At 58.2% G+C, this 23,509-nt stretch carries 19 protein-coding genes, 1 tRNA gene and 1 pseudogene; 18 read left to right on the top strand and 3 right to left on the bottom strand.

Annotation, left to right across the window (positions count from 1 at the left end):
- Positions 1-8 precede the first annotated feature (8 nt).
- The 8 genes and pseudogenes from apaG to DYL59_RS31605 all read left to right on the top strand — a co-directional run.
- Positions 9-389, top strand: a complete 381-nt coding sequence (gene apaG, locus DYL59_RS10170) for a Co2+/Mg2+ efflux protein ApaG (RefSeq protein ID WP_135289067.1) — start codon at positions 9-11, stop codon at positions 387-389.
- Positions 389-1,237, top strand: coding sequence for a symmetrical bis(5'-nucleosyl)-tetraphosphatase (locus DYL59_RS10165; protein ID WP_135289066.1), 849 nt, complete (start codon positions 389-391; stop codon positions 1,235-1,237). Before apaG ends, DYL59_RS10165 begins: the two co-directional genes overlap by 1 nt.
- 8 nt (positions 1,238-1,245) lie before the next feature.
- Positions 1,246-1,575, top strand: coding sequence for a thiosulfate sulfurtransferase GlpE (glpE, locus tag DYL59_RS10160; protein WP_033898114.1), 330 nt, complete (start codon positions 1,246-1,248; stop codon positions 1,573-1,575).
- 285 nt (positions 1,576-1,860) lie between these two features.
- Positions 1,861-3,783: a PrkA family serine protein kinase gene (locus tag DYL59_RS10155; RefSeq protein ID WP_135289065.1), complete on the top strand. Its 1,923-nt coding sequence runs from the start codon at positions 1,861-1,863 to the stop codon at positions 3,781-3,783.
- A 114-nt stretch (positions 3,784-3,897) separates the two neighbouring features.
- A complete protein-coding gene (locus DYL59_RS10150; RefSeq protein ID WP_016977872.1) occupies positions 3,898-5,169 on the top strand; it encodes a YeaH/YhbH family protein in 1,272 nt (423 codons plus the stop codon).
- Positions 5,166-6,731, top strand: a complete 1,566-nt coding sequence (locus DYL59_RS10145) for a SpoVR family protein (protein ID WP_135289064.1) — start codon at positions 5,166-5,168, stop codon at positions 6,729-6,731. The genes DYL59_RS10150 and DYL59_RS10145 overlap by 4 nt, the downstream gene beginning before the upstream one ends.
- 63 nt (positions 6,732-6,794) lie before the next feature.
- Positions 6,795-8,024, top strand: coding sequence for a multifunctional CCA addition/repair protein (locus tag DYL59_RS10140; protein ID WP_135289063.1), 1,230 nt, complete (start codon positions 6,795-6,797; stop codon positions 8,022-8,024).
- A gap of 8 nt (positions 8,025-8,032) precedes the next feature.
- Positions 8,033-8,119, top strand: a pseudogene (locus tag DYL59_RS31605) (outer membrane lipoprotein carrier protein LolA); the annotation flags it as partial.
- Here DYL59_RS31605 and folK read toward each other — a convergent pair.
- Entirely contained in the window at positions 8,115-8,633 is a 519-nt protein-coding gene (gene folK / locus DYL59_RS10135; protein WP_135289062.1) for a 2-amino-4-hydroxy-6-hydroxymethyldihydropteridine diphosphokinase, read from the bottom strand. The pseudogene DYL59_RS31605 and the gene folK overlap by 5 nt on opposite strands.
- Positions 8,624-8,977 carry a dihydroneopterin aldolase gene (folB, locus tag DYL59_RS10130; protein ID WP_122487280.1) on the bottom strand — a complete coding sequence of 118 codons (354 nt, stop codon included), beginning with the start codon at positions 8,975-8,977 and terminating at the stop codon, positions 8,624-8,626. Before folB ends, folK begins: the two co-directional genes overlap by 10 nt.
- Before the next feature lie 74 nt (positions 8,978-9,051).
- Between folB and plsY the strand changes: the two genes are divergently transcribed.
- Complete coding sequence (plsY, locus tag DYL59_RS10125) at positions 9,052-9,621, top strand: glycerol-3-phosphate 1-O-acyltransferase PlsY (protein ID WP_135289061.1); 570 nt, start codon at positions 9,052-9,054, stop codon at positions 9,619-9,621.
- Positions 9,622-9,654: 33 nt separating this feature from the next.
- Here the strand turns inward: plsY and tsaD are convergent, their stop codons facing one another.
- Positions 9,655-10,680, bottom strand: a complete 1,026-nt coding sequence (gene tsaD / locus DYL59_RS10120; protein WP_135289060.1) for a tRNA (adenosine(37)-N6)-threonylcarbamoyltransferase complex transferase subunit TsaD — start codon at positions 10,678-10,680, stop codon at positions 9,655-9,657.
- A 202-nt stretch (positions 10,681-10,882) separates the two neighbouring features.
- Here tsaD and rpsU point away from each other — a divergent pair, with 202 nt between their 5' ends.
- From rpsU to repC, 9 genes are all read left to right on the top strand, one after another.
- Positions 10,883-11,098, top strand: a complete 216-nt coding sequence (gene rpsU, locus DYL59_RS10115) for a 30S ribosomal protein S21 (RefSeq protein WP_002551877.1) — start codon at positions 10,883-10,885, stop codon at positions 11,096-11,098.
- Positions 11,099-11,541: 443 nt separating this feature from the next.
- Entirely contained in the window at positions 11,542-13,515 is a 1,974-nt protein-coding gene (gene dnaG / locus DYL59_RS10110) for a DNA primase (protein ID WP_135289059.1), read from the top strand.
- Between the two features lie 67 nt (positions 13,516-13,582).
- Complete coding sequence (gene rpoD, locus DYL59_RS10105) at positions 13,583-15,433, top strand: RNA polymerase sigma factor RpoD (RefSeq protein WP_135289058.1); 1,851 nt, start codon at positions 13,583-13,585, stop codon at positions 15,431-15,433.
- A 122-nt stretch (positions 15,434-15,555) separates the two neighbouring features.
- The gene (locus DYL59_RS10100) at positions 15,556-19,299 is read left to right on the top strand and encodes an EAL domain-containing protein (RefSeq protein WP_135289057.1); all 3,744 of its coding nucleotides are present in this window, start codon (positions 15,556-15,558) and stop codon (positions 19,297-19,299) included.
- Between the two features lie 15 nt (positions 19,300-19,314).
- Positions 19,315-19,391: transfer RNA gene (locus tag DYL59_RS10095), tRNA-Ile, on the top strand.
- A gap of 105 nt (positions 19,392-19,496) precedes the next feature.
- Positions 19,497-20,561 carry a site-specific integrase gene (locus DYL59_RS10090; RefSeq protein ID WP_135289056.1) on the top strand — a complete coding sequence of 355 codons (1,065 nt, stop codon included), beginning with the start codon at positions 19,497-19,499 and terminating at the stop codon, positions 20,559-20,561.
- Positions 20,562-20,781: 220 nt separating this feature from the next.
- Entirely contained in the window at positions 20,782-21,018 is a 237-nt protein-coding gene (locus tag DYL59_RS10085; RefSeq protein ID WP_054071027.1) for a hypothetical protein, read from the top strand.
- Complete coding sequence (locus tag DYL59_RS10080) at positions 21,018-21,926, top strand: helicase RepA family protein (protein ID WP_135289055.1); 909 nt, start codon at positions 21,018-21,020, stop codon at positions 21,924-21,926. Before DYL59_RS10085 ends, DYL59_RS10080 begins: the two co-directional genes overlap by 1 nt.
- A complete protein-coding gene (gene repC / locus DYL59_RS32015; protein WP_135289054.1) occupies positions 21,916-22,767 on the top strand; it encodes a replication protein C, IncQ-type in 852 nt (283 codons plus the stop codon). Before DYL59_RS10080 ends, repC begins: the two co-directional genes overlap by 11 nt.
- Positions 22,768-23,509: the final 742 nt, after the last annotated feature.

Here is a 23,509-nt window from a genome sequence, read left to right as displayed (position 1 = left end):
CCTCTTGCATGTCCGATCCTCGCTACCAGATCGACGTCAGCGTCGTCACCCGCTTCCTGGCGGACCAATCCCAACCCGAAAACAACCGCTTCGCCTTTGCCTACACCATCACGGTGAAAAACAACGGGCTGGTGCCGGCCAAGCTGTTATCGCGCCATTGGGTGATCACCGACGGCGACGGCCAGGTCGAGGAAGTACGTGGTGCTGGCGTGGTTGGCCAACAACCGCTGATCGACAGCGGCGCGAGCCATACCTACAGCAGCGGCACGGTGATGACCTCCAAGGTCGGCACCATGCAAGGCTCATATCAGATGAAAGCCACCGACGGCCAGCTGTTCGACGCCATCATCGCGCCCTTCCGCCTTGCCGTACCGGGAGCCCTGCACTGATGGCGACCTATGCAGTCGGCGACCTGCAAGGCTGTCTGGAACCCCTCAAGTGCCTGCTCGAACGTGTGGCCTTCGACCCGACAAAGGACCGTTTGTGGCTGGTAGGTGATTTGGTCAACCGCGGTCCCGAGTCCCTGGCGACCCTGCGCTATCTATATAGCCTGCGTGACGCCCTGGTGTGCGTGCTTGGCAACCACGACCTGCACCTGCTGGCGGCCGGCAATAACATCGAGCGTCTGAAAAAGGGCGACACCCTGCGAGAAATCCTCGAAGCGCCCGACCGCGCCGAATTGCTCGACTGGGTGCGCCGCCAAAAGCTCATGCATTACGACGAAGGCCGCAACATGGCCCTGGTACATGCCGGCATCCCGCCTCAGTGGACGCTGAAAAAAGCCCTCAAGTGCGCCGCCGAAGTCGAGAGCGCATTGGCCGACGACACCCTGTACACCACCTACCTCGACGGCATGTATGGTAATGAGCCAGTGAAGTGGGACAACGACCTCAGCGGCGTCACGCGCCTGCGGGTGATCACCAACTACTTCACGCGCATGCGCTTCTGTACTGCCGAAGGCAAGCTGGACCTCAAGAGCAAGGAAGGCGCCGACACCGCCCTGCCCGGCTACAAACCGTGGTTCGCCCATAAAGAGCGCAAGACTCGCGACACGCAGATCATCTTCGGTCACTGGGCAGCCCTGGAAGGCAAGTGCGACGAACCCGGCGTGCATGCCCTCGACACCGGCTGCGTGTGGGGCGGCGCCATGACCCTGATGAACATCGACACCGGCGAGCGCCACAGCTGCCAGTGCGAATCCCCCCTTTCCGTTACCCTGCCGGCCACCAAGCCCTAGGAGCCCCCATGAGCGAATTCAAACGTATCCCTCCCGAACAAGCCCAGGCCCTGCGCGAGCAAGGTGCCGTGGTGGTCGATATTCGTGACCAGCCGACTTACGCGGCCGCCCACATCACCGGCGCCCAGCACCTGGACAACGTCAACATCGCCGATTTCATCCGCGCGGCCGACCTCGACGCGCCAGTGATCGTGGCCTGCTATCACGGCAACTCCAGCCAGAGTGCGGCGGCCTACCTCATCAGCCAAGGCTTCTCCGACGTCTACAGCCTGGATGGCGGGTTCGAACTATGGCGTACGACTTATCCTGCAGAAATTTCCTCGGGCAATTCGCAATAATTTTTTTCAAACCCCGCTACCCCGCGTGACGCTTGGGCTCGCGCCGTTTCTGACGAACGGCGCAGCCAAACTAATTACGCATCGCGCCTTGACCTCCCCGATTCCGAACTATCCTTAAGCGCAGGCCATCCGAATCAGGGGAGAGCCGGTACACCGGCGTGCGGGTCATCGGTAGCGTTTCAGGGTGTTCTGGGGGGAAAACGGCCATTGGCGTTCGTCAATGACTGCCAGCATCGACTGATTGATCCGGCGTCGGCTCCACGTATCGAGCGAGGTGACGACGTCATGAGTATTTTTAGCCACTTCCAACAACGCTTCGCGTCCACACAGCAAGAAGAACTCACGCTGCAAGAGTATCTTGAGCTGTGCAAACAGGACCGCAGTGCCTACGCGTCTGCCGCCGAACGCCTGCTACTGGCCATCGGCGAGCCGGAACTGGTAGACACCTCGAACAATTCGCGCCTGTCGCGAATATTTTCCAACAAGGTGATCCGCCGCTACCCGGCCTTTGAAGACTTCCACGGAATGGAAGAATGCATTGACCAGATCGTCTCCTACTTCCGCCATGCCGCCCAAGGCCTGGAAGAGAAGAAACAGATCCTCTACCTGCTCGGCCCCGTCGGCGGCGGCAAGTCGTCCCTGGCCGAGAAACTCAAACAACTGATCGAGAAGGTGCCGTTCTACGCCATCAAGGGCTCACCGGTCTTCGAGTCGCCCCTGGGGCTGTTCAACGCCACCGAAGATGGCGCGATCCTCGAAGAAGACTTTGGCATTCCACGCCGCTACCTCAACACCATCATGTCGCCCTGGGCCACCAAACGCCTGGCCGAGTTTGGGGGTGACATCAGCCAGTTCCGCGTGGTCAAACTCTACCCGTCCATCCTCAACCAGATCGGCGTGGCCAAGACCGAGCCAGGCGACGAGAACAACCAGGACATCTCGGCGCTGGTGGGCAAGGTCGATATCCGCAAACTGGAAGAATTCCCACAGAACGACGCCGACGCCTACAGCTACTCGGGCGCACTGTGCCGGGCCAACCAGGGCCTGATGGAGTTCGTGGAGATGTTCAAGGCACCGATCAAGGTGCTGCACCCACTGCTCACCGCCACCCAAGAAGGCAACTACAACAGTACCGAAGGCCTGGGGGCGATTCCGTTCACCGGGATCCTGCTGGCCCACTCCAACGAATCGGAATGGCACACCTTCCGCAACAACAAGAATAACGAAGCCTTCATCGACCGGATCTACATCGTCAAGGTGCCTTACTGCCTGCGGGTCAGCGATGAAATCAAGATCTACGACAAGCTGCTGTTCAACAGCTCCCTGGCCAAGGCCCATTGCGCGCCCGACACCTTGAAGATGCTCGCCCAGTTCACCGTGCTGTCGCGCCTCAAGGAGCCGGAAAACTCGAACATCTACTCCAAGATGCGGGTGTACGACGGCGAAAACCTCAAGGACACCGATCCCAAGGCCAAGTCGATCCAGGAATACCGCGACAGCGCCGGCGTGGATGAGGGCATGAATGGCCTGTCGACGCGTTTCGCGTTCAAGATCCTGTCCAAGGTCTTCAACTTCGACCCTCATGAAATTGCCGCCAACCCCGTGCACTTGCTCTACGTGCTGGAGCAGCAGATCGAGCAGGAACAGTTCCAGGCCGAAACCCGCGAGCGCTACCTGCGCTTCCTCAAGGAATACCTGGCGCCGCGCTATATCGAGTTTATCGGCAAAGAGATCCAGACCGCGTACCTGGAGTCCTACAGCGAATACGGACAGAACATCTTCGACCGCTACGTGCTGTACGCCGACTTCTGGATCCAGGACCAGGAATACCGCGACCCGGAAACCGGCGAAATCCTCAACCGCGTGGCCCTCAACGAAGAACTGGAGAAAATCGAGAAACCGGCCGGCATCAGCAATCCGAAGGATTTCCGCAACGAGATCGTCAACTTCGTGCTGCGCGCCCGCGCCAACAACAATGGCAAGAACCCCACCTGGCTCAGCTACGAGAAGCTGCGGGTGGTCATCGAGAAGAAAATGTTCTCCAACACCGAGGATCTGCTGCCGGTCATCAGCTTCAATGCCAAGGCCAGCAAGGAGGATCAGCAAAAACACAACGACTTCGTCACACGAATGGTCGAGCGTGGCTACACCGACAAACAGGTACGACTGCTCTCCGAGTGGTACCTGCGGGTTCGCAAATCGCAGTAAGGCAGCGACACGCGTGCAGTGCCAGGCCCTTGGCCTGGCAACTGACCGCCTGTCTTTAAGCTTCCAGCTCGCAGTTTGAAGCTTGTAACGTGAAGCTGCCCGGAGGGCTCCCCTATGAGCTATGTGATCGACCGACGCCTCAATGGCAAGAACAAGAGCACGGTAAACCGCCAGCGTTTCCTGCGGCGCTACCGTGACCACATCAAAAAGGCCGTGGAAGAGGCCGTGAGCCGCCGTTCCATCACCGACATGGAACATGGCGAACAAATCAGCATTCCTGGGCGAGACATCGACGAACCGGTGCTGCACCACGGCCGGGGCGGCAAGCAGACCGTCGTGCATCCGGGCAACAAGGAGTTCACCACCGGCGAACATATTCAACGCCCCCAAGGCGGTGGTGGCGGTAAAGGCCCAGGCAAGGCCGGTAACTCCGGCGAAGGCATGGACGAGTTTGTATTCCAGATTACCCAGGAAGAGTTCCTCGAATTCATGTTCGAAGACCTGGAGCTGCCCAACCTGGTCAAGCGTAACCTCACCGGCACCGACACCTTCAAGACCGTGCGTGCGGGGATCAGCAACGAGGGCAACCCGTCCAGGATCAACATCATCCGCACCCTGCGTTCGGCCCACGCCCGACGCATCGCGCTGTCCGGCAGCAGCCGCGCCAAATTGAAGGAGGCCAAGGAAGAGTTGGCGCGCTTAAAACGCGAAGAGCCAGACAACTTCGGCGATATCCAGGAAATTGAGGCCGAAATCGAAAAACTCAGTGCGCGCATTCACCGCGTGCCATTCCTCGACACTTTCGACTTGAAATACAACCTGCTGGTCAAACAACCCAACCCCAGTTCCAAGGCCGTGATGTTCTGCCTGATGGACGTATCGGGCTCCATGACCCAAGCCACCAAGGACATTGCCAAGCGCTTCTTTATCCTGCTGTACCTGTTCCTGAAGCGGAACTACGACAAGATCGATGTAGTGTTCATCCGCCATCACACCAGCGCCCGGGAAGTAGACGAAGAAGAGTTTTTTTACTCGCGGGAAACCGGCGGCACCATCGTCTCCAGCGCCTTGAAGCTGATGCAGGAGATCATGGCCGAACGCTACCCGGCCAACGAATGGAACATCTATGCCGCCCAGGCCTCGGACGGTGACAACTGGAACGACGATTCGCCCATCTGCCGCGACATTCTGATCAACCAGATCATGCCGTTCGTGCAGTACTACACTTATGTTGAAATCACCCCCCGTGAGCACCAGGCCCTGTGGTTCGAATATGAGCGCATCGGCGAAGCCTTTGCCGACACGTTTGCCCAGCAGCAACTGGTCTCGGCCGGCGATATCTACCCGGTCTTCCGTGAACTCTTCCAGCGCAGGTTAGTGACATGACCGCCAAAAAAGAGCAAAAGCGCCAACCCATTTCCACGGGTTCCGAGTGGACCTTTGAACTGATCCAGGCCTACGACCGGGAAATCAGCCGCATCGCGGCGGGCTATGCCCTGGACACCTACCCCAACCAGATCGAAGTGATCACCGCCGAACAGATGATGGACGCCTACGCGTCGGTGGGCATGCCCTTGGGCTATCACCATTGGTCCTACGGCAAACACTTCCTCAGCACCGAAAAATCCTACAGCCGGGGTCAGATGGGCCTGGCGTACGAGATCGTGATCAATTCCGACCCGTGCATCGCCTACCTGATGGAGGAAAACACCATCTGCATGCAGGCGCTGGTAGTGGCGCACGCGTGCTATGGGCACAACAGTTTCTTCAAGGGCAATTACCTGTTCCGCACCTGGACCGATGCCAGCTCGATCATCGATTACCTGGTGTTCGCCAAGCAGTACATCATGCAATGCGAGGAACGCCACGGCATCGATGCGGTGGAAGACCTGCTCGACTCCTGCCATGCCCTGATGAACTACGGCGTGGACCGCTACAAACGCCCTTACCCGATCTCTGCCGAGGAAGAACGCCTGCGCCAAAAGGAACGCGAGGAGCACTTGCAGAAGCAGATCAACGACCTGTGGCGCACCATCCCTAAAAAAACCGGCAAAAACAGCGACAAGGACAATGCCCGCTTCCCCGCCGAACCTCAGGAAAACATCCTGTATTTCCTGGAAAAACACGCGCCGCTGCTGGAGCCATGGCAACGGGAAATCGTACGGATCGTACGTAAGATCGCCCAATACTTTTATCCACAGCGCCAGACCCAGGTGATGAATGAAGGCTGGGCGACCTTCTGGCACTACACACTGATGAACGACCTGTATGACGAGGGCCTGGTCACCGACGGCTTCATGATGGAGTTCCTCACTTCCCACACCAGCGTGGTATTCCAACCCGGCTTTGATAGCCCCTACTACAGCGGCATCAACCCCTATGCACTGGGCTTTGCCATGTACCGCGACATCCGGCGCATGTGCGAACACCCAACCGAGGAGGATCGCCGCTGGTTCCCGGAAATCGCCGGCAGCGATTGGCTGTCGACCATCAAGTTCGCCATGAGCAGCTTCAAGGATGAGAGCTTCATCCTGCAGTACCTGTCGCCCCAGGTTATCCGCGACCTCAAGCTGTTCAGCATTCTCGATGACGACCTGAAGGACGACCTGGTGGTGCCGGCCATTCATGATGAACCCGGTTATCGCACCATCCGTGAAACCCTGGCGGCGCAATACAACCTGGGCAACCGCGAGCCGAACGTGCAGATCTACAGCATCGACGTGCGGGGCGACCGCTCACTGACCCTGCGCCACCAACAACACGACCGCAAACCCTTGGGCGAATCCACCGAGGAAGTGCTCAAGCACCTGCATCGGTTGTGGGGGTTCGACATTCATCTGGAGACTCTGCAAGGCGACCAAGTGATGAAAACCCATCACGTACCACCGCGCAGCGATCACAACGACAACGACTACGGTCGCCTGGACATGGCTGTCGTACACCTCTGAAACAGCAAAGCCTCCCTTGGCCAGGCACAGGCGGTATCCTGTGCCGCTAATGGAGGCTTTTTCATGAAAATCTACAAAGTTGGCGGCGCGGTACGTGACCGCTTGCTGGGCATCAAGGTCACCGATATCGACCGCGTAGTCGTGGGTGCGACTGCCGAAGAGATGCTCGCCAAAGGCTACAAGCCAGTCGGTGCTGACTTCCCGGTGTTCCTGGACCCAAAAAACGGCGACGAATACGCCCTCGCCCGTACCGAGCGCAAGAACGGCCGGGGCTACGGCGGCTTTGTGTTCCACGCAAGTCCTGAGGTAACGCTGGAAGAAGACCTGATCCGTCGCGACCTGACCATCAACGCCATGGCCGAAGACGACGACGGCAACCTCACCGATCCATACCACGGCCAGCAAGACCTGGAAGCCCGTGTTCTGCGCCACGTTTCCCCCGCATTCGCCGAAGATCCGCTGAGAGTACTGCGCGTTGCCCGCTTTGCCGCACGTTATGCTCCCCTGGGTTTTACGGTAGCCCCACCCACTCTGGAACTGATGCGCCAACTCAGCGAATCTGGCGAGCTGGAAGCGTTGACGCCCGAGCGCAGCTGGAAAGAAATCTCCCGCGCATTGATGGAAGATCAGCCACAGGTGTTCATCCAGGTGCTGCGCGATTGCGCAGCCCTGAAAACCTTGATGCCAGAAGTCGATGCCCTGTTTGGCGTGCCGCAACCTGCGGCCCACCACCCCGAAATAGACACCGGCGTGCATACCCTGAGCGTGCTGGAACAGGCCGCCCTGCACAAACAACCCCTGACCGTACGTTGGGCCTGCCTGCTGCATGATCTGGGCAAGGGCCTGACACCTGTGGATAAGTTGCCGCAGCATATTGCCCACGAACATACGGGCTTAAAGCTGGTCAAGGCGGTCAACGAACGTTTCAAGGTGCCGAGGGATTGCCAGGAATTGGCGCTGCTGGTTTGCCAATACCACACCCATGGCCATCGCGCCCTGGAACTGAAGCCCTCGACATTGCTGGAGCTGCTGCAAAGTTTTGACGTGTACCGCCGGCCGCAGCGCTTTGAGGAGTTTGTAGTCGCCTGCGAAATGGACGCCCGCGGCCGCAAGGGTTTGGAGCAGCGTAGTTATCCACAGGCCGATTATTTACGCGGGGCAGCACGAGTTGCCCGCGAAGTTGCTGTGGCGCCGTTGCTGGAAAAAGGATTTAAAGGCCCCGAACTGGGTGAAGCACTCAAGCGCGAACGGCTCAAGGCGCTGAAAGCCTACAAGGAACACAACCCCCTGTAGGAGCGGGCTTGCCCGCGAAGATCGCCAACGATAACGCGGGCAGCCTGACGATACGCGGCGCCCTCAGGTTTTTCGCGAGCAAGCTCGCTCCTACAGGGCGGCGTTCGGGGTGAGTTGCTGGCCCCGCCACTCAAACGCGACGGGCGCCAGCACCTGGTCGATCTGCGCATCGCGCCACAGCTCGGCCAAGGTCTTGCGCGCTTGCGGGTGCACGCGCTGCGGCGCCATCAGCGACAACGGCCACAACACGAAAGCATTCTTCAGGATTTCTGCGCGCGGCAGGATGAGCCCGTCGAAATTGCCGACCAACTCGCCATACAGCAACACGTCGATATCCAATGGCAGGCCCTTGCGGTCCGGTGCGTAACGACCGTTGTCGGCCTCAATGAATTTCAGCCGACGGTCCAGCTCCATCAACGGCAGATCGGTATAGGCCGACACCACCAGATTGAAGAACGGCCCGCTTTTGATACCCACCGGCTGGCTTTCAAACACTGGGGAACAACGTACGTCAGTCAAGAAACTCGCCAGTGCATCCAGGCCTGCGCACAGATGAGACTCGCGTTCAATATTGCTGCCAAGACCAAGGTAAACCTGAGTTAGCGACATCCGCGCTCAATCTCCACGCCCACGCCCTTGGCCGCCGGAACGGCACCAGGCTTGGTCAGTTTGAGGTGCAACCAGGGGATCTGGAACTCGCGCATCAACACTTCGGCCAATCGCTCGGCGAAGGTCTCTACCAGTTGGTACTGGGATTGCTCGGCAAAGGCCTGGATACGCGTGGACACGCTGGCGTAATCCAGCGCCAGGGTCAGGTCGTCACCGGCCGCTGCCGGGCGGTTATCCCAGGCGAAGCTCAGGTCCAGGCGCAGGCATTGGCGGATTCCGCGCTCCCAGTCGTAGGCCCCGATCACGGTGTCGACTTCCAGGCCTTCGATAAACACTCTGTCCAAGCACTCTTCTCCGCAGCACGACAAGGGCGCGATGCCCCGTTAGAATCAGGGCGTCCTCGCCCGGAATAGTTAGCATGTTTTGGTCACTGGCGATCCTCGCCTACCTGCTCGGCTCGCTGTCCTTCGCCATTTTGCTCAGCCGCCTGACGGGAAACCCCGACCCGCGAATGAGTGGCTCAGGCAATGCCGGCGCCACCAATATGTTGCGCCTGGCCGGCAAGAAACTCGCCGTGCTGACGCTGCTGGGCGACCTGTGCAAGGGCCTGCTGCCCGTGCTGATCGCCAGCCTCGCCGGCCTCACCCTGCAACAGCAAGCCTGGGTTGGCGTGTGCGCCGTCCTCGGCCACCTGTTTCCACTGTACTTCCGCTTTCGCGGCGGCAAAGGTGTGGCCACGGCCGCCGGCATGCTGCTGGGGATTTACCCACCGGCAGCGCTGCTGGCGGTTGTCGCCTGGCTGCTGACGTTCTACCTGACCCGCACCAGCTCGCTCGCCGCGCTGATCGCCACCCCGCTGACCCTGCCCTTGCTGGCCTGGCAGGAACCGGCGGCGCTGCTGCCGATGAGCGTGCTGACACTGCTGATCGTGTGGCGCCACCGGGGCAATTTACGCGACCTGTTTGCCGGGCGCGAACGGCATTTTTAAATACGCTCGATGAGCACCGCTCACCTTGCACGCTTACAACGGCGACAACTGCTCCATCGGCCAGCGCGCCTGCACGCTGATCGCCAGGCTTTCATGCTGCCCCGCCTGCAAACGCTGGCAACCGGCGTAGGCGATCATCGCGCCATTGTCAGTGCAGAACTCGGGACGTGCGTAGAACACATCGCCCTTCATGTCACCGAGCATTTTTTCCAATGACGCCCGCAAAGCCTTATTGGCGCTGACGCCGCCAGCGATCACCAGACGCTTCATACCCGCCTGTTTCAGGGCACGCTTGCACTTGATGGTCAAAGTCTCCACCACGGCCTGCTGGAACGCCAGCGCGATGTCGCAACGGGCTTGCTCACTGTCGTCCCCGGCGCTGACGCTGTGCTGCCAGGTATTCAACGCGGAGGTTTTCAAACCGCTGAAGCTGAACATCAGGCCTGGGCGGTCGCACATCGGACGCGGGAAGGTGTAGCGACCGGCAACGCCCTTTTCGGCGAGACGGGCGATTTCCGGGCCACCGGGATAATTGAGGCCCATCATCTTCGCGGTCTTGTCGAACGCCTCGCCGGCAGCGTCGTCCAGGGACTCACCCAGCAGCGTGTATTGGCCGATGCCATCCACCTGAACCAGCTGCGTATGGCCGCCTGAAACCAACAAAGCGACGAACGGGAACTGCGGCGGTGTTTTTTCCAGCATGGGCGCCAATAAATGGCCTTCCATATGGTGCACACCGAGGGCCGGAATGCCCCAGGCAAATGCCAGCGCCTGGGCGCAAGAGGCCCCAACCAGAAGGGCTCCGACCAATCCGGGGCCCGCGGTGTAGGCAATGGCGTCGATCTCGGTCGGCACGCAGCCGGCCTCATCCAGCACCTGACGAATCAGGGGCAGCATGCGCTTGACGTGATCGCGGCTGGCCAGCTCCGGCACCACGCCGCCATAGGCGCGGTGCAGGTCGATCTGACTGAACAGTGCATCGGCCAAGAGCCCGCGTTCACTGTCGTAAAGTGCGACACCGGTTTCGTCGCAGGAGGTTTCAAGTCCCAGTACTAGCATGGGTTTGCGCCTTGTAGAGGCTAAATTCGAAGGCGCGCATAATAGTCGCCACTCCACCTCCCGACTAGCGGTTTTCGATCAGAGGCTTTGCATTCCGGGCAATGAGGGGTTAACATCCGCAACCCTTAAAAACCGACGACCTCAGCCGCGAATTGTTTGCGACGAGAACGTTGATCCCGGTAATGAAAGAAGGTAGCTCTGGATGCCAGCCGTCAAAGTTAAAGAGAACGAACCCTTCGACGTAGCTCTGCGTCGTTTCAAGCGCTCCTGCGAAAAAGCCGGTGTACTGGCTGAAGTTCGTAGCCGCGAATTTTACGAGAAGCCAACTTCTGAGCGTAAGCGCAAAGCAGCAGCCGCTGTTAAGCGTCACGCCAAGAAAGTTCAGCGCGAACAGCGCCGCGCCGTTCGTCTGTACTAATACACAGACGTTCGTAGCAAGCTTCTGCCAAGCCCGGCCCTCAGCCGGGCTGTTGGCATTTGCGGATATCGCTTGATGTTTCACTGTTGACGCCGCACATGCGACCGATACATTGCTTCACACGTCAGGACTGGCTCTTCTGCCAGCGGTGCACGTCTCTTCTGACGAGCCTAACAAGGCTACTGACGAGCACACTTATTCTACAAACAGACGATCAACAGGTCGGCTGCGCCCGCAATGTGCTTCCCAGGCCTGCCATTGGCCTAGACCGGATGCCAGGGCAACATTTCCACGCCAAAGACTGATCAGAAACTAACGTCAGTGAATGTTCGGCAGATACACTTCCATGCAACCCAAGCAGACAATTGAAGGTCGAGCCGCACAACAGCTGCGCTTGAACACTTCACGGGCCCTCATTTACACGCAGTGATGACGAGAACGCCATGGCCGGGCTGATTCCCCAGAGCTTTATTGACGACCTTCTGAACCGCACCGACATCGTCGATGTTGTCAGCTCACGCGTGCAACTGAAGAAAGCTGGCAAGAACTACACCGCCTGCTGCCCATTCCACAAGGAAAAAACCCCGTCGTTCAGCGTCAGCCCCGACAAGCAGTTCTATTACTGCTTCGGTTGCGGCGCAGGCGGCAATGCCCTTGGCTTCCTGATGGACCACGACAACCTGGACTTCCCCCAGGCGGTCGAGGACCTGGCGAAAGCCGCCGGCATGGAAATCCCTCGCGAGGAAAGTGGCCGCCCGCACAAACCGCGCCAGCCCACCGATTCGCCGCTGTACCCGCTACTGACGGCCGCGGCCGACTTTTACCGTCAGGCCCTCAAAAGCCACCCGCAACGCAAAGCCGCAGTCGACTACCTCAAAGGTCGCGGCCTCACCGGCGAAATCGCCCGTGATTTCGGCCTCGGCTTTGCACCGCCGGGCTGGGACAATCTGTACAAACACCTGAGCAGCGACACCCTGCAGCAAAAAGCCATGATCGACGCCGGCCTGCTGGTGGAAAACGCCGAGACCGGCAAGCGCTACGACCGTTTCCGCGACCGGGTGATGTTCCCGATCCGCGACAGCCGTGGCCGCATCATCGCCTTTGGTGGTCGCGTACTGGGGGACGATAAGCCCAAGTACCTGAACTCCCCGGAAACCCCGGTGTTCCATAAAGGCCAGGAACTCTACGGCCTGTTTGAAGCGCGCAAGAACAACCGCAACCTCGATGAAATCATCGTGGTTGAAGGCTATATGGACGTGATCGCGCTCGCCCAACAAGGTTTGCGCAACGCCGTGGCCACGCTGGGCACTGCCACCAGCGAAGAACATTTGAAGCGCCTGTTTCGCGTCGTGCCCAGCGTGCTGTTCTGTTTCGATGGCGACCAGGCCGGCCGCAACGCTGCCTGGCGCGCGCTCGAAGCCACGCTGTCGAGCTTGCAGGATGGGCGTCGCGCGCGCTTTCTGTTCCTGCCCGAAGGCGAGGACCCAGACACACTGGTACGCTCCGAAGGCACCGACGCCTTTCGCGCACGCATCAACCAGCACGCACAGCCGCTGGCGGACTATTTTTTCCAGCAACTGACTGAAGAAGCCGACCCGCGCTCCCTCGAAGGCAAGGCCCACATGGCCACCCTCGCGGCGCCGCTGATCGACAAGGTACCGGGCGCCAACCTGCGCACCCTGATGCGCCAGCGCTTGCTTGAGATCACCGGTCTAAGCGGCGAGGCGGTGAGTCAATTGGTGCACAGTGCGCCGCAGGATACGCCGCCACCAGCCTACGACCCAGGCATGGATTACGACGCCATGCCGGACTATTCGGACTTCCATCAACCGCAGGAGGCCTACGCGCCCCAGCAGGAATGGACCCCGAAAAAGCCCGGCGCCGGCGGCAAAAAATGGGACAAGAAACCCTGGAGCAAGAACGGCAAGCGCGGCGACCGCGATGAAGCCTATGCCCCACGCACACCCGTGGCCGTGGAAGCACCAACGCTTATTGCATTGCGTACGTTGATCCACCATCCGCAGCTGGCCAGCAAAGTCGAAAGCGCCGATCACTTCGCTAACGAAAGCAACACCTACGCCCAGGTGCTGATTGCCCTGATCGAGGCCGTGCAAAAAAATCCTAGGCTAAACTCTATCCAGCTAATGGCTCGCTGGCACGGAACCGAACAAGGCCGACTGTTGAAAGCACTTGCGGAAAAGGAGTGGCTAATTGACGGCGATAACCTTGAACAACAGTTTTTAGACACCATTACTAGGTTATCCGCGGGTCAGCACACGCAGACCCTCGATGAACTTATCAAGAGAGCAAGGCAGCCGGGATTGTCGGCTGAAGAGCAAATTCAGATAGCAAAACAGATGCGCGACCTCTTAAAACAGAATGTTTCCGCATCAAACCCGACCTCAGCTGGCGTGTGAGGTCATAGCTCGGGTATAATCCTCGGCTTGTTTTTTGCCCGCCAAGACCTTCAGTGGATAGGGTGTTATGTCCGGAAAAGCGCAACAGCAGTCTCGTATCAAAGAGTTGATCGTTCTCGGTCGTGAGCAGGGTTACCTGACTTACGCGGAGGTCAACGACCACCTGCCTGAGGATATTTCAGATCCAGAGCAGGTGGAAGACATCATCCGCATGATTAACGACATGGGGATCAACGTATTCGAAGCTGCGCCAGATAAGGATTCCCTTATGCTGGCGGACGCCGATACCGACGAGGCTGCCGCTGAAGAAGCTGCTGCCGCGCTGGCTGCCGTGGAGACCGATATCGGTCGTACCACTGACCCTGTGCGCATGTACATGCGTGAAATGGGTACCGTCGAGCTGCTGACACGCGAAGGCGAAATCGAAATCGCCAAGCGTATCGAAGAGGGCATCCGTGAAGTGATGGGCGCGATCGCGCACTTCCCTGGCACGGTTGACCACATCCTCTCCGAGTACAATCGCGTCACCACCGAAGGTGGCCGCCTTTCCGACGTCCTGAGCGGTTATATCGACCCGGACGACGGCATTGCACCGCCTGCAGCCGAAGTCCCGCCGCCTGTCGATGCCAAGGCCGCGAAAGCGGACGACGATACCGACGACGACGATGCCGAAGCCAGCAGTGACGACGAAGAAGAAGTCGAAAGCGGTCCAGACCCGATCATCGCTGCCCAGCGTTTCGGTGCGGTTTCCGATCAAATGGAAATCACCCGCAAGGCTTTGAAGAAGCACGGTCGCGCCAACAAGCAGGCAATCGCCGAGCTGCTGGCTCTGGCTGAGCTGTTCATGCCGATCAAGCTGGTTCCGAAGCAATTCGAAGGCCTGGTTGAACGCGTTCGTAGCGCCCTTGAGCGTTTGCGTGCACAAGAGCGTGCGATCATGCAGCTGTGTGTCCGTGATGCGCGCATGCCGCGTACCGACTTCCTGCGCCAGTTCCCGGGCAACGAAGTTGACGAAAGCTGGACCGACGCCCTGGCCAAAGGCAAGGCGAAGTACGCCGAAGCCATTGGCCGCCTGCAGCCGGATATCATCCGTTGCCAGCAGAAGCTGCAAGCACTCGAGACCGAAACCGGTCTGACGATTGCCGAGATCAAGGACATCAACCGTCGCATGTCGATCGGCGAGGCCAAGGCCCGCCGCGCGAAGAAAGAAATGGTTGAAGCGAACTTGCGTCTGGTGATCTCCATCGCCAAGAAGTACACCAACCGTGGCCTGCAATTCCTCGATCTGATCCAGGAAGGCAACATCGGCTTGATGAAGGCTGTGGACAAGTTCGAATACCGTCGCGGCTACAAGTTCTCGACTTATGCCACCTGGTGGATCCGTCAGGCGATCACTCGCTCGATCGCCGACCAGGCCCGCACCATCCGTATTCCGGTGCACATGATCGAGACGATCAACAAGCTCAACCGTATTTCCCGGCAGATGTTGCAGGAAATGGGTCGCGAACCGACCCCGGAAGAGCTGGGCGAACGCATGGAAATGCCTGAGGATAAAATCCGCAAGGTATTGAAGATCGCTAAAGAGCCGATCTCCATGGAAACCCCGATTGGTGATGACGAAGACTCCCACCTGGGTGACTTCATCGAAGACTCGACCATGCAGTCGCCAATCGATGTCGCCACCGTTGAGAGCCTCAAAGAAGCGACTCGTGACGTACTGTCCGGCCTCACTGCCCGTGAAGCCAAGGTACTGCGCATGCGTTTCGGCATCGACATGAATACCGACCACACCCTTGAGGAAGTCGGTAAGCAATTTGACGTGACCCGCGAGCGGATCCGTCAGATCGAAGCCAAGGCGCTGCGCAAGTTGCGCCACCCGACGCGAAGCGAGCACCTACGCTCCTTCCTCGACGAGTGATACCAGAACCCCCGGCCTAGGCCGGGGGTTTTGTTTTCTATCGATAAAAGCCTGCGCACCCCCTCCTCCCCCGCAATGCCCGTCTACACTCGAACCATTCCCCGTGCCATAACGAGACCGTTATGCCCAGATTGCCGACTGTGTTACTGCTGTCGCTGCTGACCTGGACCGCAACGGCTGGCGCGTTGACTCTTACCGATGATGAGCGTGGCTGGCTGGCGGACCATCAGGAGCTGCGGCTGGGGGTGGATGCGTCGTGGCCACCCTTTGAATTTCGCGATGAAGCCGGCCGCTATCAAGGCCTGGCTGCTGACTATGTGCGCCTGATCCAGGACCGCCTGGGCGTGCGAATCAAACTGATCGAACCGATGAGCTGGAGCGCCGTGCTTGAGCAGGCCAAGAACAATCAGCTGGATTTACTGCCCGGCGTGATGTCCACCCCCGAGCGCCAAAGCTACATCGCGTTCACACGGCCCTACCTGGATTTCCCCATCGTCATCCTCGCTCACGAAGGCGGTGCACAGCCACACAACCTCAAGGATCTCTATGGGCTGAAAATCGCCGTCGTGGAGAATTACGCCCCCCATGAGCTATTGCGCACCCATCACCCGGACCTCAACCTGGTCGCAATGCCGAATGTCAGCTCGGCACTGCAAGCACTGGCCACCGATGAAGTGGATGCTGTGGTGGGTGACCTGGCGTCCAGCGTCTGGAGCCTGCGTCAGCTCAAGCTCGATGGCTTGTATGTAAGCGGCGAAACACCCTATCGCTACCAACTGGCGATGGGCGTGCCGCGAGATAACAAAATGCTGGTGGGCATTCTGGACAAAGTCCTCGCCGACCTCAGCCCGGCCGAGACCGACGCTATACAGCAACACTGGGTAGGCAGCATCACCGACCATCGCGCCTTCTGGACCGACTTGCTGACCTACGGCCTGCCGACGGTGCTGCTGCTGAGCACGGTATTGGCCATCGTGATTCGGATCAATCGTCGCCTCAGCTCGGAAATTTCCCGCAGGGTTGCCCTGGAACAGGAACTGCGCAGCAGCGAGTACCACTATCGCGGGCTGGTGGAGAGCCTGTCCGCCATCGCCTGGGAAGCCAACGTCAACGATTTCACCTACAGCTACGTCTCCCCCCACGCAGAGGAACTGCTGGGCTATCCTCGCGCCCATTGGCTGATTCCAGGGTTCTGGCGCAACATCATCCACCCCGCCGACCTCACGCGCACCGAAGCCTATTGCTACCGCGAGACCCGCGCCAACCGTGATCACAGCGTTGACTACCGCGTGATCACCGCCGATGGCCGTTGCCTGTGGGTAAGAGACATCGTCAGCCTGATCGAACACGGCCATGAACCCGTGCTGCGCGGCCTGATGATCGACATCAGCGAGGCCAAGCGCACTGAAGAGGCGCTGCAACTGTCCGAACAAAAGTTTGCTTCGGTATTCCAGCAGTGCCCGGACATTTTGGTGATCGCACGTTTGTCCGATGGCTGCCTGCTGGAAGTCAACAAGGCGTTCGAGGACCAGGTTGGCCTGCGCGCCGAAGAGGTCGTCGGCAAAACCGGCACTGAGCTCAATATTTGGGGGATCGACGGAATCGGTCCGGACTTATTGCAACGGGTCCAGACATCCAGCATTCGTAACCTGGAGATGCCTTTCCTTCGTAGCAACGGCCAAGCCTTTACCGGCCTGATTTCGGCCGAGCCGTTCCAACTCGACACCATCGAAGCCATCGTGGTGGTGGTCCGTGATATCTCCCAACTCAAGGAAACCCAGCAGCAACTGCAAACGTCGGAAGAGAAATTCGCCAAGGCCTTCCATGCCTCACCGGACGGCCTACTGCTGAGTCGTCAGCGCGACGGTCTGTTGCTTGAAGTGAACGATGGCTTCAGCCGTATCACCGGTTTCACCAGCGCAACATCCCTTGATCAATCAACCTTGGACCTGGGGATCTGGGTCGACCTCAACGAACGCAAACACATGCTGGAGCTGATGCAGCGCGACGGTTTTGTCCGCGACTTCATCTGCCACATCCGCCGCAGCGACGGGCAAATCCGGCTTTGCGAACTCTCCAGCCGCCCATTACCGATTGGCGACGACGACTGCATGCTCACCATCGCCCGGGACATCACCGAGCGCCAGCTGATGCAGGAAAAACTGCAACAAGCCGCTACCGTATTCGAGAGCACCGCCGAAGGCGTATTAATCACTGACACCCGGCAAAATATCAGTGCCGTGAACCGCGCGTTCAGCGAAATTACTGGCTACAGCGAGGCCGAAGCCCTCGGCCATACGCCCCGCCTGCTGGCCTCGGGCTTGCACGACAGCGCGTTCTACGCGGCAATGTGGCATCAACTGACCGCCCAAGGACACTGGCAGGGCGAGATCTCCAACCGCCGCAAGAACGGCGAGCTTTACCCCAGTTGGCTGACCATCAGCGCGGTACGCAACCGTGAGCAATCGATCACCCACTTCGTCGCCGTATTTGCCGACATCTCCAGCCTCAAGCTGGCCCAGGCCCGCCTCGATTACCAGGCGCACCACGACCCGTTGACCGGCCTGCCCAACCGCACCCTGTTCGAGAGCCGGCTGCAGGCCGCGCTCAACGGTCATCAGGAAACCGGCAAACAGGGCGCCGTCCTGTTTCTTGACCTGGACCGCTTCAAACACATCAACGACAGCCTCGGCCACCCGATTGGCGACCTGCTGCTTAAAGATATCGCCGTGCGCCTCAAGGACCAACTGCGCGACATCGACACCGTGGCCCGCCTGGGTGGCGACGAATTCATCATCCTGCTTCCCGGCCTGCAACACGCCAGCGACGCCGACAACCTGGCCAACAAGCTACTGGCCTGTTTCACCCCACCATTCCAGGCCGGAGAACATGAGTTCTTTATCAGCGCCAGCATCGGCACCAGCCTGTACCCCCAGGACGGCACCGACGTCGCGACCCTGGTCAAGAACGCCGATGCCGCGATGTACCGCTCCAAGGCCAAAGGGCGCAACCGGGTCGAAAGCTATACCCGCGACCTCACCGCCCAAGCCAACGAACGTGTAGCACTGGAACACGAACTGCGTCGCGCCATCGAGCGCGATGAACTGAGCCTGTATTACCAACCAAAATTGAGCCTGATCACCCAGGAACTGATCGGCGCCGAAGCCTTGATCCGCTGGCGTCACCCGACCTTTGGCGATGTGCCGCCCGAACATTTCATCGCCCTGGCCGAAGAGAACGGCATGATCCTGCAAATCGGCGACTGGGTTCTGGAGCAGGCTTGCCGGCAAATGCACGCCTGGCAAGGCACCTTCGATGACTTCGGCACGCTCTCGGTCAACCTCGCCGGCGCACAACTGCGCCACCCGAACCTGCTGTCACGTATCGAACAACTGCTGCGCGACTACCACTTGAAACCTGACCGGCTGCAATTGGAGATCACCGAAAACTTCATCATGAGCCAGGCCGAAGAAGCGCTGGAAGTCTTGCACCAACTCAAGCACCTGGGGGTACAACTGGCGATTGACGACTTCGGCACCGGCTATTCTTCCCTCAGCTACCTCAAACGCCTGCCGCTGGACTTTCTCAAGATCGACCAATCCTTCGTCCGCGGCCTGCCCGATGACCCCCACGACGCTGCTATCGTGCGCGCCATCATCGCCCTGGGCCACAGCATGCAATTCACCATCATCGCCGAGGGCGTGGAAAACCCAGCACAACAAGCGTTCCTCGCTGCAGAAGGCTGTGAACAGATGCAAGGCTACATCGTCAGCCTGCCCCTGCCGCCGGAGCTTTTTGCCGCGACCTTCCTTCGCATGAGCATTGAAGATTTTTCGGATAGCACAGCAGAGAAACCATCGCTATAATCCGCGACCAGTTAAGGGCCTATAGCTCAGTTGGTCAGAGCAGAGGACTCATAATCCTTTGGTCCACGGTTCAAGTCCGTGTGGGCCCACCATATAAACCAAGGGCTGCAGCAATGCTGCAGTTTCGAGAGGGTGTTTTGGAATGCCTCCGAGGTACAGTTTCGGTACAGTCCGTGCCGATGTCTTCGGAGAACAGCATGGCAACTCTCGTAAAAACCCCATCAGGAACCTGGAAAGCGGTCATCCGAAAAGTCGGATGGCCGACAGCGTCCAAAACGTTTCGCACCAAACGCGATGCAGAGGATTGGTCACGTCGAACCGAAGACGAGATGGTCAGAGGTGTCTACATCCAGCGCAGCGGATCAGAGCGGATGACCCTAGAAGCGGCGCTGAAGCGTTATCTGTCTGAGGTCACTCCTACCAAAAAGCCTTCTACTCAGAATGGCGAAGCAAGCAAGGCAAAAAAGCTCACTACCGAGCTGGGCAAATACTCCCTTGCAGCCCTCTCCAGCGAAATCATCGCAGCCTACCGTGACAAGCGACTGTCTCAGCCCGCAGCCCGCAAGCGCACATTGACCAGCAACAACACCGTTCGGCTTGAGTTGGCGCTCTTGGGACATCTTTACTCAACGGCAATCAAAGAATGGGGGCTCGGCCTCACATTCAATCCAGTTGCGAGCATTCGGAAGCCCAAGCCTGGAAAGGGTCGAGAGCGGCGTTTTGTAGGGGACGAAGGGGACCGGCTTCTAGGTGCTGCTGATGCGCATAGCAACCCTATGCTCGGATGGATGGCGCGAATCGCCGTGGAAACGACCATGCGCTCATCTGAGATTGCCACGCTTACGCTCTCCCAAGTGGATCTCAAAAAACGGGTCGTCCACCTTCCGGATACCAAAAATAATACCCATCGAACCGTGCCACTCAATAAGCGTGCGACAGATGCAATGCATGCGGCGGTAGACAATCCTCTCAGGCCGAAGGACTGCCAACTTATCTTCTTCGGTGAACCTGGCAGAGATGGTAAGCGTAGGCCTTATGCGTTCAACAAAGTCTGGGCAACGCTGAGGAAGCCGCTCGGGATGACGGATTTTCGCTTTCATGATTTGAGGCACGAGGCCGTCAGCCGACTTGTCGAATCTGGCCTATCCGACCAAGAAGTTTCAGCAATCAGCGGCCACAAATCCATGCAAATGCTTAAGCGCTACACTCACTTACGCGCGGAGGATCTGGTCGAGCGGCTGGATAGCATCGGCAAAGACTAGATTTAAATAGGGTAGAAAAGATTCTGCATGCGAAAACTTTTCTACCCTTTCCTCCCCTGCACTGATATGGAAATCTCTAACCACAGCGCGATGTTTTTTTGAGCGCCCCCCCCCATTTCCCAACTTTCTGCGATTAATTCCCCCAGGCAGCTTTCAAAGCCAGAAAATAGGGCAGTCCCTTTCCACTATTTAGTCATCAACCTAAAGCGTGGATACCCAGATGACTGCTAGTAACGCCCGTTTTGAGCAACAGCTCATTGACCGATACGGCCCCTTGTTAACAAAGAAGCAGCTGGCAGAGCTGCTACACAGAAGTGAAAAGGGGCTGGACTACACCATTGCGCATCCGGCCGAGAGCGAGTTCGCTGCCTCTCTACATGCCATGAAGCTTCGGCTTGGCCGCCTGATCTACTTCCGAGCGGCTGATGTTGCAAATTTGCTGGCTGGAGGTGAGTGATGCCGATCGACATTAGGTCAGCGTTCCTCACCCAACCTCCGGCATTGGACTATGTGTTCGGCAGCTTCGTAGCTGGGACCGTCGGCGCCCTCGTGGCACCAGGTGGAACAGGCAAAAGCTTCTGGGCTCTGCAGGCAGCAATCGCGGTGGCCTGTCATGTACCCCAAGGAAACCTTCTTGGAATCGATCCTCCCCCGAATGGTCCAGTGGTATATCTCGCCCTGGAAGATATGGAGCAGGTACTCGCTCACCGGATCTACGCCATCGGTCAATGCATACGGAAGCAATCGAAACACTCGGAAGATGCCGCTGAGGCCTTAGATTCCATAGCAGGGAATCTGACGATCGAACCGATGATGGGCAAACGGCTGGATGTCATGACCAATGAAGGCCTGGAAGCGGTCTTGAAGCTCCAAGAGGCCCCCCGATTAATCGTCCTCGACACCGTAAGTCGCATTCATTGCCTAGATGAGAACAGCAACAGTGACATGTCTCTTTTGATCTCGCGACTGGAAGAACTAGCCATAAAAAGCGGCGCAGCAGTACTCTTCATTCATCATGTGAGTAAAGCCAGCAGACGGGATGGTCAACTCGATCAGTACTCATCTCGCGGAGCTTCAGCATTGATTGATAATGGTCGATGGTGTGGATATCTAACGCAAATGACGGAGGACGAAGCCAAGCGCCTGACCGAAGACTCCCACCTCTCACCCCCCCTGACTGGACTGCAGAGCCAGTATGTTCGCCTAGGCGAAAACAAGCTTAATTATGGGTCTGCCGTACTTGAGCAGCAGTGGTATAAACGTTCGGACGGCGGCGTGCTAATACCGGCCCAGATCAGAGAATCGAAGCGACGCACGACCGTTACAGGGGCACGGAAAGGACGGGAGGCAGTGAATGCGCTCTGAGTCTCGTGGCAAGGACGCCATATACACACTTCTAGACCCGGCCTTAGCTGCAGCATCACTATTCCGGGCTTTCCCATCGAAACAAAAACGACCAGTCGGGCTTACAGTCGAACACAAGCACGACAACACACATTTCTTGTTCACCTGCTATGAGTGGCTGGATGTCCGAGATCAATCAATCCTTCTGGCCATCGTAGGCTTGGCGGGATTTGGCAACGATCTATTAAGCGCAGAAGATGACTCTCCGATAGCTCGGCAGCTTTGGTCAGAGCTCCACCCCCTGCATGATGCATTAGGGGGTAGAGCTACAACGCTCACAACGACGTGCTACAAACTGTTAATGGCCGCAAACCTAAACACTAGCAAAGACGATTACCTTCGCCTGAAGGACTCCCTTTATAGGCTTTCTCAAGTCGGCTGTCGGGCTAGAAGAGATGGTTTTGATTGGTCCATGCGCTTACTCAGCGTCGTAACTGCACCGAACGGAGACGTCCTCATTGCGCTTAATTCTCGATTCGTCCAGGCGTTATTTGATGGACAGTATGTGAAGATATGTTTAAGGGAGCGCAGGAAGCTAGACGGCGATCCCGCGAAGCTTCTGCATGCGTGGCTGTCGGCCACTGTTCGTGAAGACAGAGAATGCTACTGGACGGGGTTAGATACTGTGTCGCAAAGAGTCTGGGGCCCGGTTAGCCTCATATCGTCAACACAGAGAACGCGTCGAGCAAAAATTCGCGAAGCATTAGGTGAAATTGGCCAAATCGGCTGGCACCTCAAATTTCGCGGCGAGGGTTTACGATCCCAGTTCCGAATTCATCGACCCCGAATCCGATCCGACTGAGACGTTTTCACCATCTGACTATCGTGTTTTCACCAACAAACTATCGTGCTTTTACCAACAGACTATCGTGCTTTCACCAACGAAAAAAATTAACCACCTTGCCGCAGGGCCCTTAAGTACAAGGGTTCTAGGCCTACGAATATTTTGCATACTAGGAGATCTCTATGAGATTCCTACACGCCGGCCCCTCGTAATACGAGGCCCGGCTTTGTGAGCTCAATAGTCACCACAAACGACAGTCGGCAACGAAATGCCCTATCGCACTGCTGTTTTTTTCTAATCAGAGGCTTTTGATTCTGCTCGCGAAGCGGTATTGGTATGCAAATTTAGGGCAAAGCGATGACATTAAGCTCAGCGCAGATAAGTGTCGGTGATCTCTGGACGAAAATGCCCTAACTCTTGGGAGACAATAGCCTTTGCGCGCTGTAGCTCACCTAGTGAAGCTTGCACCTCGCGGTTTCTGTCCTGAGCGTATGAATGTCTCAAACCATGCGCTCCGTTGCTAAAGCCCAATGCCGAGTTGCTCGCGCGCGAGAAAGATTGAGACCACGATTGCCCACCGGCTATATCGTAGAAGCTTTTATAATGAATTCGACGATCTATGACAATGACAGGCGCGTCTAGCCGGCGAGCTTCGAGTTGTGCAGCCAAGTTTCTTGGCAAGCTTACTTCGCGGACGAGCCCTCCTTTTCCTACCACAGTATATCTAACACCTTCTCGGAACTTTCCTGGGTCCGCAGGA

The sequence above is a fragment of the Pseudomonas kairouanensis genome (assembly GCF_004682055.1).
Lineage (GTDB): Bacteria > Pseudomonadota > Gammaproteobacteria > Pseudomonadales > Pseudomonadaceae > Aquipseudomonas > Aquipseudomonas kairouanensis.
This window is presented reverse-complemented; position numbering and strand designations above follow the sequence as displayed.